Source organism: Streptomyces shinuiensis (genome assembly GCF_043660855.1).
Taxonomy (GTDB): Bacteria; Actinomycetota; Actinomycetes; order Streptomycetales; family Streptomycetaceae; genus Streptomyces.
Map to the genome: position 1 here is coordinate 1 of NZ_JBIHML010000006.1, position 15,162 is coordinate 15,162.

The 15,162-nt window shown below is 70.5% G+C and carries 2 protein-coding genes; both read left to right on the forward strand.

Annotation, left to right across the window (positions count from 1 at the left end; genetic code table 11):
- Positions 1-1,282 precede the first annotated feature (1,282 nt).
- Positions 1,283-1,750 carry a condensation domain-containing protein gene (locus ACGRHY_RS29395; protein ID WP_394638707.1) on the forward strand — a complete coding sequence of 156 codons (468 nt, stop codon included), beginning with the start codon at positions 1,283-1,285 and terminating at the stop codon, positions 1,748-1,750.
- 122 nt (positions 1,751-1,872) lie between these two features.
- Positions 1,873-2,604 (forward strand): condensation domain-containing protein, encoded by a 732-nt coding sequence (locus ACGRHY_RS29400; protein WP_394638708.1) that lies wholly within the window; start codon positions 1,873-1,875, stop codon positions 2,602-2,604.
- Positions 2,605-15,162 lie beyond the last annotated feature (12,558 nt).

Sequence of the window (15,162 nt, forward strand, 5' to 3'; positions counted from 1 at the left end):
CAGCGCAAGCCAGGTCACTGGTGTTGTCCGCTGTTGAGGACCAGGGTCTGCGTCGTGTAGCCGGGAGCCGTCGACCGGGAGGCTGCAGTCGCCGCAGATCGCCAGGTCGTAGGCGAGCGTGTGGGCGTTGGCCTCGTTCAACCGACCCAGATCGGGCCCCTGGCCACTCCGCGACCGTGTCCGGGGTTCAGGCCCAGGAAGTGCCGAGGAATACTTCGACCGCCTCCGTCGCCGATCCTTCCATCAGGACGCGAGCGTCTTGGGCGATCGTTCCACGGGGGCTTCGGGTACCCGTCGACCCGGTAGCACGGCTCGTGCCAGCGCAGCCTGGCGATCGGGACGCCGGCGAGCGCGCCTTCGTCGCCAGGTTCGCGCCCGAGGACCGGCGAACAACAACCGCCGAGCCGCGGCCTCCTGGACCACCGCCTCGAGGTCTCGATCTCGCGCGGCGACGCGTACTTCGGGAAGTCGCGCTCTCGCCGCGCCCCCCGCGGGTCGTAGACGTAGTGGGCAGTGTGCCGCGCCAGTTTCGGACGAGCGGGTCGAAGATGGTGTGGGTTCGCGGGAACGAACCGTTGAGGAGCACGAGCGGCGCCCTCGCCTCCTTCCCGGAAGCGATTCGGGGCGTGCCGTCCCCCGGAAACCACCTTGCGGCATCACGCACTCCCCACGCCGAACGGAGATGCTCTCACCTCCCCGTACTGCCTCGCAATCTTCGAGCGCTCGGGCCACCGTCGAGGCGGCGCCGGGCGCACGGCCTTCCGCCCCCCGCCGGCGCCGTCAGCGGCGCGTCAGTCTTCCGGCAGCACCGGGGGCGCACAGTGGACCGGAACAGTATCGCCCTGCCCGGTCCCGGCGAGCCCGGTCAGCCACTCACGCTGCGAGTCCGGCACACGCAGCCCGCCCCTGGACGCCAGCGCCGGGCCGGGAACCCGGCCGCCCAAGGAGACGACAGACCGAGCCACCCCCAGGCGAGGAGCTCTCCGCGACCGCCGGACGCGGGGCGGAGCAAGTCGCGGTAGGCTTGCCACCGGCCGAGGGCCCGACCGGGCCTGCTGACCCGGCCAACGTCTCTCGGCTCCGCGCTCTCGCCCCGCACCGCGTCGCCCTGCCGGTCCGGCCTCGACGGCCCGCTCGGCGTGCGGCACCCCGCCGGCCCTGCGGCCGGATCCGCCGACGCCACGGAACCGGAAGACCGTCCCCGGTCACTCCCCGGCAGCACGAGCTGCTCCTCGGACGCCCTTGCCCGCCCCACGGCACCGGCCGCTAATGTGGGAGCCAGTTGTTCGCTGGCCGATGGTCACGGCCCCTGGACACCGACCGGTTCACCGCCGCCTGGCAGTCCGTGTTCGACCGCGAGGCCGTCCTGCGGGCCGCCTTCGACTGGGAGGCCGAGCCCCGCCTGGTGCTGCACGACGACGTGCCCGCCGAGGTCGTCCGGCATCCGGCCGGTTCCGTCGACTGGGACGAACTGATGGAGTGGGACCGGCTGCGCGGCTTCGACCTGCGCTCCCCGGGCCTGCTGCGGGCGACACTCCTGGACGAGGCGGCCGGTGAAGCCCGGCAGGCGGGCGGGGACACGGGCGGCACGCCCCCCGCTGTGCGGGTCCTGCTGACCTTCCACCACGCCCTGCTGGACGGCTGGGGCGTCTCCGTCCTGCTCCAGGAGTTCTACCGCGCCTACCTCGCCGGGGGCTTCCTGGCGGGCGCGAGCGGCCGGCCGACATCCGGGATAGCCGCCACTGGCTGAGGGAGCAGGACAGCGCCCGCTCGGGAGTTCTGGTCCTCGGCGGTACCGGACGCCCTCTCCTGGTGCGGCCCGCCGTCCGGTCGGGCACCGGCGGAGCGGGTTCCGGCCGAGCCGAGGTCCGGATGAGGCGGCGGACGCCCCACCGGCTGTGCGCCTGGGCGGGGTCCTGCGCCACCACCGAGTCCAGCGTGCTGCAGGCCGTGTGGGCGCTCTTGCTGTACCGGGCGGGCGGTGCCACCGGCCCGCCGGTCGGCTTCGGCGTCACCGTCTCCGGCCGCGGCATCGCCCTGGACGCCGTCGAGCGGCTGCCGGGCCTGCTGGTGAACTCGCTGCCCATGACCGTCCGGGTCGACCCGTCGGCCGCCGTCACCCGGCTGCTGACCGAACTGCGCGACCGGGCACTGGACATGGCCGCCTACGAATGGGTCTCCATCGGGCAGATCCAGCGGTGGAGCGGCCGACGGGCCGACGAGAAGCTCGCCGAGAGCCTCGTCGCCTTCGAGAACCGCCCGCGCGCCTGCGGCGGCCTGGAACCGGCGCTGGCCGCGCAGGGCATCGGCGTCGACCCGCCGGACGCGGTGGGCTCGCAGACCGCGTTCCCCGCCACTCTGCTCGCCCACCGCGACGTGGACGGCGCCCTCGTCCTGACCGCCGTCCACGACAGGACCCGGATCGCCGACGACGACGCCGAGCGGCTGGTCGGCCAGTGCGCGCGGCTGCTGCGTGAACTGCCCGGTCTCGCGGGCGGTTCCGCGACCGTCACCGACGTGCTGGCCGCGATCGCCGACGAGGAGCCCGCGCGGATGGCCGAGGCCTCCGGCCCGGCCGGCGACGCCGCCGCGGACGTCTCCTGACCGGACGGCCTGGCGAACACGGAGAAGCCGGGTGCCCGTGGCCGATTCGAGTCGTGCTCCAGGCACTTCGGCGAGGCTCGTGCGCAGCCAGGGCGTTCCTACGACCGGCGGCCGAGGAGGTGGACACACATGCGGGACGGCTCGCCGGTCACGCTGTACTGCTTCGCGCACGCCGGTGCGGGCGTGTCCGGTTTCGCGCACTGGCGCGTCAGGACGGCCCCGGGTGTCCACCGTGCCGGTGCTGCTAGCCGCGGCCGGGACGCCCCGGCGCCGGCGAGCCCCGTGCGACCATCCGCGCGCCGAAGCTGCTCGGGCGCGCTCCCTCGACCGCGCTGGCCGCACGAGGTTCGCCGATCGGCCGGCCCGTACGTGCTTGCTACGGGGCAACAGCCCCCTGGGCGGCAATCGTCGCCTACACCCTCGCCTCCGCGCGCTCAATGGACCGCGGGCCTTGCCCGTCCCGGCCCTCCTTCGCCGTCGGCGCCAGCCCGGCACCTGCACGCCGTGCCGCGTGTCATCGGCTGAAAGACATCACCGACGACCGGCCTGCTGCGCTTCGTGGCCTGACCTCGGCGCGGCGCCCGCCGCGGTGCTCGCCCGACGCCCGGGCAGCGTCTGGCAGCCGCTCCGTGCTGCCCGTGCTGCGGGAACGACCTCCAAGCTGGCCGCCGCCCTGCGCGTTCGCGGCTCCTCGCGACGCGGCGCACGGCCCGTTGACCGTGCCCGTCCTGGCACGTCGGCGGACAGGACGATCCCCGTCGTCGGCGCGGCTCGCTGGACGCTTGGTCCGCCTGACCCACCGCAAAGGTCCTGATCGGCGCACCGTCCCCGGCGACCACTTCTTCGGTCGCGCCCGCACGCAACCCGACTGGTCGGGCGCGCCCTGCTGCCGTGTGGTGCGCCGCACTCATCTATATTACCCGGGCTCGTACCTGGGATCGTCATATCTGAGGAGCAAAGTGAGGGATCAACCGATGAAGCGGTCGTCATCAACGGCATCGGGTCGTGGCCCCGGCGGTCGTGGGCAACCCGGCGGTTCTGGAGGTGGTGTGTCCCGTGCGGGCCGGTGGCCCTGGAGGACGGGCAGGACACCGGGAATGGGGCGGCGGGCCTGCAGACGGTGGATACTGGAAAAGCGGCACCCTGGCTGGCGGACTCAGCGGCGGTGGTCCTGTCCAGGGCACGTGCGGCCGGCTCGCGCGGCGAAGGGACTGGCCGTTACTTCGGCCGGCGCACGGCCTCACCTACCAGCCCCCGGCAACGGCGGACGTCGTACCTGTCGTCCGTCGCGCGGGCGAGCAGGTGCTGTTGCGCGGTCTGGGCCTGAAACTTCTTCGACTACATTGGCGCTTGTTTCGGGGACGGGGGCGGGGGGCGGTGCCTTCGAAGCCGCGGGCGGACGGCTGCTAGCGCCCTGGGCGGCGAGCCACGCCTGTACGGCGGATCGCGGCGCGGCGTGCCTACCAGCGCGCGGCGAGAAGAGAAGGGCGCACGGCCGGTACACCCCGGCTGCCTTGACGGCGACGCAATCGCGCAGGCTGCGTGCGTCGCACTGGGACGCCGACGGCTGCGTTTCGGCGGGACGATCTGTGGCAGCTGATAGCGCGGGAGTGCCCGTGGCGTCTACTAGGCCGTACTGACGCAGCGGCCGAGATCCGGACGGGTGGGCCGGTTCGCCGCCCGTAATGCGCGCCCGCACCGGGCCGCGCGGGAGGACCTTCTCCTGCGGGACGCGGGCATCGGCACGAACGACGCTGGATTGGAACGCATTCGCCCGCCCTCAGGCAGCGCGCGCCTTCACGACCTGCCTCGTTCGTGAATGGCTGGGCGAACCTGGAGCTGACCGATTGGGTGCGGAGAGGCCCGCGCTGGCAACGTAGCGGCCGCTCGAAGGCGGTCTGGCGTACTGTTCGCGAACTGCGCAACGAGGTGCGGCTCGCGTCGCCAGCGGCCTCGAGCCGGCCTGCACCGCGACGTACACTGCGAACGGTGGTAGGGCACCGCTAACGCCTTTTACCTGGTCGATAGGCCGTCCCGCCTCGGTGTCGAGAGATGGCCGGCTCATGGACGCGGGAGTTGGACGCCACGGGCCAGCAATGCGCGTGACGCGGCCGCGTCCTCGCTCCGGAAGGCCCCCGTTTCCAACGGCGGGACGTCGAGCCAGATCCGTGCGTGCGGGTAATTGGGCCATCCAGCTGATGAGTGCCGATGAGCGGGAACGATCTGCGCTGCACCGAGGATCCGCTGATGAACCAGTTGCTGCGTCACGGGCGTGCCGCCCTACCGCATCCCCGGCAAGGCGGCAGAGGAATACGAGACCGGGAGGCCTGGCCGTCTCCGCGCCGGCCCTACGGCGGGTGAGACGCCAGGCGGGGCACTCCGCGGACGCTTTCGCCCAGCGCGTTCCCTTACACGATCGGATGCACTCTGGGCGAGGGCCGCGCGGCGGGGATCAGACCGGCGTACGGCATTCCGGTCCGCTGGAGGACTCCGACGCCAATGCAGCGGCCGTCCTCGCCTCGGGCGCCTGCGGTGTCTCCGCCGCACGGCCTGCGAAGGCCGGGGGTCCGATTCGCGGCCGCTCCAGGAGCCGACCAGGGAGTGGGGATTGAGGATCACGCTTTGACGACGACCAGAAACACCGTCCGTGGGCGCCTCCCTCCGGCTTCCGGAACGGGCTGCCTCGGGCCGGTCTGTGCAGGCACCCCGTCGAACGCCGGGGTGGGGACACTGCCTGGGCTGCAGGCGATGTGGACGCGGAGGCGGCCTGGCCCCGCCAGGCGGCTGCGGAAACGATTTCCCCAGGCGCGCGCGAGAGGGATACCGGCCGCGGCACGCGTCGGAGAAAGCCTCGACCGCGCGACTGGGCGGCGGGGGCGCCGCCACGCCGGACGGAACCCGGTGGTCGGGCCTGGTCGGAGAATGCGGGCGGTGTGTGGCCGCCGCTCGCCCGAGCGCGAGTTACGTCACCGGGTCGCTCCACAGTCGGAGTCTTCGACACCGGCGCGATGCTGGAGGGCCCGGTACTGCGGCTGAATCGTTGCCGAATGCGGGAACGTGGCCGAGGCCTGGCCAGTCTCGGGTCGTTTCGCCCACCCCCGGGGGGCCGCCCCCCCCGGGGGGGACCCGTGATGGCGGGGCGCACCACTCACCTCCAGCGTGCCAACCAACTTCGGGTCAAGGCGGCGGGGGCGGGCACTGGTCCACTGGACTGCGGCCCGGCGGGCTGCGGCACGTGCGGACAGCACGGACATCAGTCGCGGGCTAATGACCCCGTCTCCTGGGCGGTGCCGGCAAGCGGAAATGGCGGGCTACTCAAGCACGCGGGGACGGGCGCACCCGGAAGCGGTCTGGACGACCTGACCGGCGCTTTTCGCCGGACGAGACCGGCTTGGCCGTCCACCCTGCTGGCACGCGCTTGCGCACCCCCTCGCGCCTCGGCGGGCCCTGCCCACCACCGGGGCCTCGGCAAGATCCCGCGGACGATGCGGTATAGACCGTACTCGAGGTCGGTGAGGTGGCGAGCCGCGGGCGGGCGGGCGGGGCGCCGGTCAGGGTGGCGATGCCACAAGCGCAACCCCGTCCTCCGACGCTGGTCCGCTCGGCGCGCTGCACAGTGCCGCTCGCCTCATCCTGAACCCAGTGCCCTGGTCACCGAGGACGAACGCGCGCAGTGTGTGGCACAGCCGAGTGGCAGCCGCTGAGCGACTGCCTGCGGCTGGCGGCGGTGCGTTGCACACCCACGTCGAGATGGCCCGAGGGCTCGTAGTCGCCGGGGCCGAAACGCCATGCGCGCCTTTAAACCTCGGGCACTTCCGGGGGCAGAGTCGGGTCTCCGAGAGACGGCTCAGCGCGGGATACTCGCACCGACCCGCCGGGGGCTACAGGCGGGAAGGCCAGAGGAACTGCGGCTGACCCGGGGTCCCAGCAGAGCGGCGGCGGCCTCCCCACGGCCGCTGCGGCCGGAGCGTCCTGCGCGAACATAGCCCTCTGCTGAGGCGCGTTCACCAGGAGAGCCTGGGTCGAGCTGCTGGACCTCGGGCGGATACACGGCGCGGCCGGAACCCTCCTGGTCGACCCAAAGCGCTGACCCGGCCTTCGACCCACCGGAGGCCGCGGGGAGACGGTGAACGGTACGCCCCTTTGTCATCTGGCGGTTAGGCTGGCGCGCTTGCGCACGTCGGCCGGGGCGACGGCGACGCGTCCCCGGAGCGCAGAGCCCGGCCGGGGAGGCCGCACCGGGTACCTCCCACGACGGCAGGCTGACACGGACCACGTCGCGCGGCAGAACGCAGGACCAGCTCCCACGTCTCGCACGATCCCGCCGCGAAACGGGTGACCGTACCCCGGCGCCGGCGTCTCGGGGCGGCGACTCGACTCCCGCTGCCCGACCCCGGGTTCCGCAGGGTCTCGGGGCTGCCCCAGAACCCGGCGGGGCTACCTGGCGGAATGTCCGCCTCGGGCCGTCACCGGGTACGATGCGGCCGCGTCCGCCCGGCTTCCCGTTGCACCGCGGGTGGTGAAGGAGGCCGCATCTCGGGAAGCCTTGCCCGGCAGCCGAGCAGAGGGCTCTGCCGCCGTCAATGGTGCAGAGCCCTCACATACGGCGGACCCAGGTCAGCGGTCGTCTTCCTCGCGGGCTGCTGAACGCGCTCGATGAGCTTCCCAGCTTGTCTCTCGGCGCATGGTGTGTCTCGGAGGATCAAGGCACACCTCGGCAGGACTGTCCCACGGCATCCGACAGCGGCGGGCCGGGACGGGCGGCTAAAGGGGCCGACGAACGCCGCGGGCTGTACGGGAAAAGATCCGGGCGTTGCCGCTGTCGGGCTCAGCGTGTCCCGAGCGGGTTGGTCGGATCCGTTGCGCTGCAGCGGGCGCGGCCCCTTAATAGGTACGCGCGTATATGGAGACTCTCCGGGGCGGGGGGCTGCTCTCCGGGCGCGGCGATATGGGCGGCCTCGCTTGGGTAGAGCTGCGCTCCTTTCAGCGGGGCCAGTTACCGGGCTCCGCGCTCGAGTGGCTTCTTCACCACCGACGGCAGCAGTAAACAGGCTCCGCAACCGCTCTCGCAGACGCCTCTGGCAGTGTCAGGGAGTCAGGGGGACGCAGTGCCCAGGCGTTGGGAGAACCCAGCCTGGACCGGTGGCGCTTGGCGAGCCTGGTCCCCGGTGGGGGTGCGCGTGGAACTCCAGCGCTTCTTCACGCCGCCCGGGCTTCGTCCAGCGGGTCCGAGGGGCTTCTCTGCGGGGGTGGATGTTGGCACCCTGGCACGCAGGCGGACTCCCAGCAGTTCGTCCGGCCGCGCGCGCTCGCAACGAGGGACTGTCCATCATGACCCGCAGTGATGAGAGGCCGGCTGCCGCGCGCAGGCCGAACGGGCTGGCAAAGTTCTGCGTGTTATGACCGCAACGTAGGCGGCCTGCGGCAGGCCTCGACGTGGTCTACGTGGCTCTGCACCCCGGGGCGGAGATGGCCCGCCTCAGGTTCCGCCTCACGGAATGATGTCACCCCGCGGACTTCTTGCCCGTGGTCCGCAGCGACGCGGCCAGGTCGGTGACATCCGGCAAGTGGTCGCGAGGGCTTGTCCCGGATTATGGCTGGCCGCAGATGCACGGACCAGCCGGGTCGGCCGTGGGGCCGTCCATTGCCGCCAGAAACTTTCAGCAACCGCTCGGGCATTGGGGCCGTTCCGGCACGGCCGATGCGACGAAGCCCCCAGCAGATAGCTTGCCAACTCACGACGCGGACCCCGCGATCTGCCGCTGCTCAGCTGGTTCCACAGCGGAGGCGATAGCTCAGCAGCGGCTTGCCATGGGACACGGCCTCACGTGCCTCCTTCAGATCACGGGTATGACCGCAGCACGGGCGTCTCCCGAGACTCCACTGCTGGAGGCTGGAGTGGCGGACGAACTCGCCTGGAGTGTACAGGTTCAATCCAACAGACGAGGTAGTCCAAGCCTCCAGTTCGAGATCCTCTTTCAGCGACTCGATCTGGTCGGTGAGCATCGCGTAGGCGGTGGCGGACGAATCCCGGCGAGGACGGGCGATGATGACGCGGAGGTGCCCACGGGTTTCCGTCACGGCGCCGCCCGGTAGTATGATGGCGGCGTCATGCGATCCAGCGGACGCGGACAGTCGATGACGGACGATGTCGAAGTCCGGCCTCCAGCGGCTCCAGAGCCCGTTCAAAAGCGTGGATCTCCCGCCGACGGATGCGCGGTGTTGGTTGGCGATTCTTCGCATCCAGGAGGAAACCGTCGAAACACGCGGGCAAGTAGTCTGGAAGCCGCTTTGCCGAACCGGTCCTCCTCGAAACGTGGGACCAGCAGAATCACGCGGATCCGCCTTGCCCTCCAGCACACATATGGGCCACCAGGCTGTCCGTCGCCCGGAGGGATCTGGGCATGCCGAGCTGCTCACTCAGGTCCCCTGAAAGGCGTCGTAGTCGACTCAGGAGACTCGCTTGCCCGGCTTCGGCGTACGCCTGGGCAACGCCGGCAGCGATGGCGGTCTTGCCAACCCCGCCCTTCTCTGATTACACGACGACCTTTTCCGCTGCGGCCCGGTGTGGAGGTTGCTGCCCCGGAAGAGGGGTGAGGTGTCCAGCCAGAGACGCCACCGGACTGCGGCCGGGCCGGCTGGTTGTTTTGTAGGCAGCCGCCGCGGGTGGTGCGGTCTGCCTTGAAACTCCGAGTCGTGACACGACCGACAGGAAGCCCAGGCTGGAGAAGGGGACTCGGGCCGCCGCGGGCCTGTCAACGGCCGGGCAGGGCGCCAGCTGCCCCGGCGCGCCAGCGGCGGATGCCTTCGCTGACTCGGCGTCCCTGGATGTCGCTGCGCGTGCTCGGCCGTGCGGGACCTTGAGTTCTTGCCGGAGGCCGGCCGGGAGCTTGGACGCTACCTTCTTTCCCGGCTACCGTCGAGGTACGGAGAGATGCCATGACGTCAGACCATACCTCCGACGTGGGGGGTTGGTGGGGTGAAGGAGCTCTCAGGGGCCATGTTTCACCTCTCGGGCTGTCCCTCATTACGACGTAATAGTGGTCGCCGCCGACCGAGCAAGTCAGGTTGCGGGCACCGGACCGCTGCTGGGTGCGCGGACCTTCACATTCATGTCGCGGCCTGGCCGGCCGCCCATTCTACCGACTCGCGTTCGTTCGTCGACACCTTCTCCCGCGGATCGTGCGGCATGGCCCCGCGGCGTCGACCAGCCAGGGCCGAACTGGCTTCTAGTCGCCGCGCTGGAGATTGGCCCTCGTGGACCAGCGCGGCCGCAACCCCGCACGGCAGCCCGATCCGGCCCGGCGAGCTGGTGCCTCACTCGAGAATGCCGCGAAGGGGCCGGCTACACACATCGTTCGCACTTCCACGGCCCCGCCCACCGTCTCCTGCGCCGGGCCGGCATCCCCCCTTGGTCGGCTTCCGGCGATCAGCGTTATGCGGCGGGCAGCGAGGTCCGAGGGAGGCTCAAGCCGCCCTCTGCCGCCTGAAAAGCAGCCCTCCGGCTGACTTGCTCCCTCTCGATACTGGGCGATCTGCTCCTCCGTACCGCTCCCTGGAACGTCGGGCGCGGTCGAAGCGGTCGCTCGGGCGGTCCAACGCCGGCAGGGGTCGCACTGGAGCTGCCTCGGCGGGCGTTGCGGAGGGAGCCGGCCGATGAGAGGCTGAGCGCGCTAAGGGCACGCCGGCGTTGTTGCCTCGAGTCCTTCCACCATACACATCCGGGCGCCGAGACGGCAAGATGCATGCAGGGGGCCCGGGGTGACCTGGTGAGGCCGGGTGAGACGGCCCGAGTTTCCTCAGCCCGAATCGCTCGGCCGTGAGTGGACTCTTCACGCGATCAGCGCGGCCGCGGCTCTGCGCGGGGCCGCTGGCGACCCAGCGCAGGGTGGGCGCGCAAGCACCGGGTAAGCGGCCGGCGGACATCCCGCGCGGAGTGAAGACCAAGAGCGTATGCTTGGGCCGCTCCAGGCTAGCGGCAAGGCGGCCGGAGGCTCCACGGCGATCGTCATGACGTCCCATCCTTCGTCTTGCGCGCCGAGCGGGTCTGAGGCGGGCTCTGCCCCCGAGGCGGCTTCTCTGCGCGGTCGGGCGAAAGCTCCCAGGGCAGCTCCCGCGAACGACCTCAGCGAGGTTCGGGGTTGTGCCTGCGAATGATCGTCCCCCACGGGGAGCGGCCACACTGGTCGACCTTCATTTGTGCCGGTTGTGTCTTCATACCCGGCTCAGGCTTCGACCGGCCCCGGACCGCCCTTCGAACGCCGACCAACCGCGGGTGGCAACTGGTCACACCCGGGCTTGACCCGGCCACCAGGTCCGATCCGCCAGGCCGGCTCGGCTTCAACGAGCGGGAGATCTTGGCGAACTCGCCGCAACGCACCAGCAGCTCGGCGAGACGAACCTGAGTGGGCCTGAACGGCCCGCCAGGCTTCTGCAATCCCCATCATTCCGGAGCATATACCAGCCCGCAGGGAGACGATGTCGTCCCGTAGTTGAGTCACCGGCCAGCCAGCCAGAGAGAACCTGACTGTCCATCACGAAGTCGTCCATCGAGAGAACCCGCTCGCTGGTGACCGGCGGCTCGACCGCGGCCCGGTACCCGTCGGGGACGGTTCAACGACGTTCGCGCCGCCGCAGCGCGCCGGCTGCCGAAGGCGCCTTGGGCGGAGGTGGCGGAAGCGCGGACAGGTTGCTGGCCGCCGGTCGCGGCTGGCCTTCTTCGGCTGTGCAGTCATCGCGGGGGGTGGCTCCGCAGCCGTCGGTTGAACCCGGCAGCGGCGGCAGCTACGGGATTGCTCCCCCGGGTGCACTTTCATGTTCCCCAGATGCAACCCTTTCCGCCTGTCGTTTTAGTCACCCCCTGGTGATAAACCCAACCCCCTTGGCGCCTCGCTGAGCTCCGCTCATGTGATAGCAGCCCGGATGTACCCCAGGCGCACAATCGCCGCGGCCGACCGTAGCTGCCTTCGCTCGCAGAATGTACCCCAGGTGGCACAAAAGATGCCTGGTTCTATAACCCCCGGGTGATAATTCGAGGCCTCGTTTTAATTCACCCCCGGGTGATAACAAACAGGCCTCCACCTTACGCCTCTGACCTGCGAAGCATGTGGCGCCTCTTCAACCATCTAGAGCGTGCGCGCGCGCGTGGAACACCAAGCAGCTCACCAACCATGCAACGCACCGGACACGCGGTGGTTCTCGCCCTTCAGCACCGGCCCGAAGCCCTCAGCACGAAATCTGAGCGAGGGGGGTGGCGTAACCTCGCTTCGCGTGCGGCTCATACGACATCAGCCTGCGGACCGTACGGCGGCCACCAGCGGTGTCCTGAGTCTCGGGTGGGGTACCGACCCGTGACGGACAAACGGATTGAGAGGCTCAGAGAGTTTCTCGAAACCGAAGTGTGGGGCTGGGGGGTTCCGTACGGTGTGACTGGTCGGGTGATGGGTGGCCGCGCGCGGGGCATGAAGGCAGGGCCTCTCGGGGAGCACAGAGGGTGTCTACTGCCAACTGCTCACCGGAGGCCCTGGTCTGCCGCCGGTTGTATCGGTCATGCTGTGAAGGAGTCCATTCCGGACATCGCGTACGTGTGACTGCTTCGCCCCCACACGTACGGCAACGCCGCGGGACAATTCCGTCCGGCGGGCACTGCTATCCGACGACGATACATGAGGGACGCGCGAGTGGGCCGCGGTCCGCGACCTGATCACCGAAAGCCCGTGCGGGGTGTGGGCCGAGGGCCGGGGGCGGACGGCCGGAGGAGTACTGCCACCGGGGACATACCTCGATTGCGATCAGGTTATCGTGGTCGAACAACGGCGTTTGAACGTTGGCCCGCGCTGCCCGCCGATTACCCGCCGTGGAAGGCCGTGCCAACGGTTCTTCACCCGCTTGGCGCGCGGCAGGGGCTGATCGCGCGACGTTCCACGACCGGGCTCCGCGCCGCGACCCGCCAAGCGCAGGGCCGGGATGACGGAGGCCGACGCCGCGGGGCGATCGACTCGCAGTCCGCGAAAGGGCACGTCCACGGTCGGGGCCGCGACCCAGCCGGCTAATGACGGCGGGAAGCCAGAATCCACAAGGGCCGCAAAGCGGCATCATCGTGGGTGGCACCCTCGGCCTTGATCCTGGCGGTCCTGGTCACCCCCGCTCGACGGGCGACCGCCACGCCGCCCAGGGACCTCCTGACCCAGGTCCGCATGGGGGGGGGGGGGGGGGGGGGGGGGGGGGGGGGGGGGGGGGGGGGGGGGGGGGGGGGGGGGGGCGGCGGCGGCGGATCACCGCCTTGGCGCGTAATGGGCGGACAGCGGAGTACACCGGCCATGCTGGTGAGCTGGTGGCGCGACCGCCCTGAACCTGATTGCTGACCGTCCATCACGCCGCAGCGAACAAGCCCAGGGCAGGGCTTCGTACGTGCTGCCCCAAACGGTGGCTCGTCCGAGCGACGTTCGCCTGGCCTCACCCGATTCCCGGCGCCTCGCCCGTTCGACTACGAGCGGCTGCCCCACGTCCTCGGAGGCGATGATCCTGTGGTCGATGACCATGGTCAATGACCCGCCGCTCTCGGGCCGTCGCCGCACGGCGAAACCGGCCCAGGCACCGCGCGTCGTGCGCCCATCCCCGCGCAACGAGCCGGCTTGAAGCTTGCACCGCACACCCTCAATCTTCGCCGAACCCCTCCAGCCCCGCCAGGGCAGTAATCATCACGGCAGTTGCGCCTGGCCACCGGCGTGCGCGGGCGTTCGACAAGCAGAGGCCCATGAACCTGCGTGATACCGGCCCAGCACCCCGACCGACAGGGCCCCTCCGCCAGTGGGAACCACCGACCGGGCCGCGCCGCGACGGGGGTTCCGGCTTGTTCCCGCCACAGTCTCTGGCCTGCACCTCTCACGCGCGTCCAACTCACAGACCGCTGAGGGCGATCAGCCATCGTCCCACTCGCTGCGCGCCTCCACTCGGCTGCAACTCCTCCACCCTCGCTTCCTGGCCGCCGCTACCGCTCCTCCAGCGCCCCAGCCCCGCACCATCACACACCTCCAGAGCCCATTCCACGGAGCACCGGGACCTACCTCCCCGCCCGACACATGCCTCCACCAGCACAAACCAGCCCCCACACTCGGTTTCGAGAAGCCTCTCATGCCAGTAGTGGGCTCGCTGCCGGCTGGGGCCGCGCAGCGCTGCGGCCTCCGTACGCCGTCGTACGCCCTGTCCCCAGCTCTGAGGTGCTGTTGCTCGGATTGAGGCATGTAGGGAGTACTGATCGTTTTCAGTAACAAGGTTGGGAGCAAGTCTGCCGGCGCCCCCGTAGGGAACCGCATGGCGGGGTCGGCACCTCGGTGCCCTTGATGCTCTCAAGGGTCGCCACACCACCCGACCCAACCAGCTGACGCTCCCAGCACCGCTCCGCATCCCGCAGTCGGCCTGCAAGCGCCTTCACCCGTTTCCCTCCAGCAGCCCGTAGACGGCACCCGACACCTCCACCGAGAAGACGACACGGTGTGTCATATTGCCGTCGGACATCAGATCCATGTTGACCAGCGAAAACGAACGGTCGGTTCGGAAAGACAACAGCTTCTAGAGGCTGACGCTCAGGTCGGCCCTTTGTGAGATGCGTTCACAGCTGGGCAGGGTGTCCATGATGCTCTGCCGACCGGGGTAGGGCCAGCAGGACGCCCAGCGCCAGGAGAGGCAGTCAGCTTCTCGTCGACCGATCCTGGCCTGGTGCGGCGGGCACCGGTATGAAGAAGATAGACCGCGAGCAGACCGCCACGTTGATCGTACCAAGCTGCCCAACCTCCCAGCTCTTGGCGCTTCGTGCTGACGGGGTAGCGAGGCTCGCCCCAGCTTCTTCTTGTGTAGCCGGGGCGGTTGGCGCTGTCCGTGTTTGCGGGTGCTTGGGGTAAAGCGTTCTCCTGGCCGGAACACGTGGGCACAGAAGCTACGGGGTGGCGAGGCGCGGAGTCTTGCGGCGGTTGCTCTGGTCAGCCCTGGAGGGCTGCGAGCGCCTGGCTAACCGGTTGTTCGGTCACCCAGGATACCCAAAGCCTGACCGTGTTGCAGGTGGCGTGTGCTTCGTGGTCGGTTGAACGCAGAGATCGTCAACGGTCTTGGGGGTTGAGGTGGCGCGATGCGGGATGCCGAACGCAAAGACGCACGGACAGCCAGGCCCGTGCCCCGGCCCGGTGCCCGAAGCGGAGACGGGAACGGCAGCCGGCATCGGCCTGCCGCCTGCTCCCGGCGCGCCGGTCTGGGGGACGGTGGTTGAGGGGAGGCGCCCGGCCGGCCGCTCCTCTCCGAAGCGGGGTGGCCCGCCGAAGGCAGCAGCAGGGCAACGATTGCTGCCGTCCTGGCTTGTGGGCGCATGGCGCTGGCGGTGGTGGCGCGGTGGTGCGGTGGCTTGTGAGAACTGGTGGTGCTGGCCTCCTGGCCAGCGGCGGCCGGCGAGCGTCGGCGGTGCGCTGTGGCACACCCGCTCCCAGCGGGCGCGGTGGGAGCGGGTACGGGCCAGGGGTTGCGCCTACCGGCTGGCCCAGCTTCGCGCCCTGCACTACGACGCCTTCG